General features: G+C 60.9%; 2 protein-coding genes. One reads left to right on the top strand and one right to left on the bottom strand.

The window, feature by feature from the left end; genetic code table 11:
• Positions 1-641 (bottom strand): amidohydrolase family protein (locus tag AC1D0Z_RS21445; RefSeq protein WP_477660177.1); only part of this gene is annotated, 641 nt, incomplete at its 3' end.
• A 21-nt stretch (positions 642-662) separates the two neighbouring features.
• Between AC1D0Z_RS21445 and AC1D0Z_RS21440 the strand changes: the two genes are divergently transcribed.
• Positions 663-1,538: LysR family transcriptional regulator (locus tag AC1D0Z_RS21440; protein ID WP_477660176.1), on the top strand; the 876-nt coding region annotated here is incomplete at its 3' end.

The raw sequence follows: 1,538 nt of genomic DNA, 5'->3' as shown, positions 1-1,538 counted from the left end.
GTGTAGCCATGGACCACGCCGGTGTAGCGGCCCTGCTTGTCCTTCTCAAACTCGGTGCCCGGCACCTTGGGAAACTTGTCTGTGCCCACGCCGAGGGCATCCATCGCCTGCTGGTTCATGAAGGCGCGGTTGTAGGCGTACTGCACGATCAACGGGCGATTGGGCACGGCCCGGCGGAGTTCGTCCAGGGTGGGAAAACGCTTTTCCTCGAACTGGTAGGGAGACCAGCCGCCAATCACCTTCACCCACTGGCCTTCGGGTGTCCGTTTGGCTTGCTCGCTCAGCATGGTCAGAGCGCGGCGCAGGGTCGGCACACCTTCCCACCGCACGGTGTAGTTGTAGCCGCCCTCGTTGAGCACATGGGTGTGCGCGTCGATGATGCCCGGAATGAGCCGCCGGCCGCCGGAATCGATGACGCGGGTGTTGGCGTTCTTCAAACCAAGAATCTCGGCATCCGTGCCGACCGAGTAGATGCGGCCGTTTTTGACGGCAAGGGCGGACGCCGCGGGTTGTGCCGGATTGCCGGTGAAGATTCTGGCGTTGTGCACGATCAGGTCTGCGCTTTGGACCTCTTGCCTGGTTTGTGCATGGGCGCTGGCCAAGCCAATCACCGCCATGAATCCAATCAATATCAATTTCACTGTTACTTCTCCATTTGAGGGATGAAAACCACCGCATCGATCAATGAATCAAGCACGGCCAAAGTTTTCTTGGGCGAATCTTTGCATTTCTTTTTGTGGTACGGTAGCCCCGGAATTTGCGTATCTGTGTCGCAGAAAGAGGAACACCGGATGGAAATCGAAGAACTTCGCACTTTCGTGGAAGTGGCCGACGCAGGGGGCATCACCGCCGCAGCCGCTCGTCTCGGCGTAGCCAAGTCCATCGTCAGCCGGCGGCTGATCAGGCTTGAGGCGGAGCTGGGCGCTCAGTTGCTGGCTCGCACCACGCGGGGCGCATCCCTGACGGAGGCTGGTGCGACATTTCGTGACTATGCGGCGAGGGTGTGCGCAGAAATAGAAGTTGCCCAAGAGACGATCCGGCCCGCTGGCGAGCTTCGGGGCCGCTTACGCGTCGCGGCGCCGCTGTCCTTCGGGCCCACGCACTTCGCCCCCGTACTCGCCGAGATGGCGAGCCGGCATCCACAGCTTCATATCCAGACCTGCTACAGCGACCGGTTCGTCGACCTGGTCGCTGAAGGCTACGACTGCGCCATTCGCCTCGGTCATCTTGCGGACTCCAACCTGCTTGCTCAATGTGTTGGGCCTGTGAACGGGAGCCTGGTCGCAAGCCCCGCCTATATCAAGGCACACGGTGCGCCTCAAAGCCTGAGCGAACTCCTTGATCACGAAGCATTAATGCAGGGCACGGAAACCTGGCAATTGATGAATGAAGGCAAAGTCGTATCGGTTCGACCCCAGGGCCGCTTCAAAGCAGACAACGGCACTGCACTCGTCGCCGCGGCGGTGGCAGGTCTGGGCATAGGCTACCTGCCGGTTGGGCTCACGCGTCCTTATCTGGCTTCGGGCGCGCTGGTGACG

The organism is Polaromonas sp. P1_E3 (assembly GCF_056405935.1).
The sequence above is the reverse complement of the archived record's forward strand: the minus strand, read 5'-3'. Positions and strand labels throughout refer to the sequence as shown.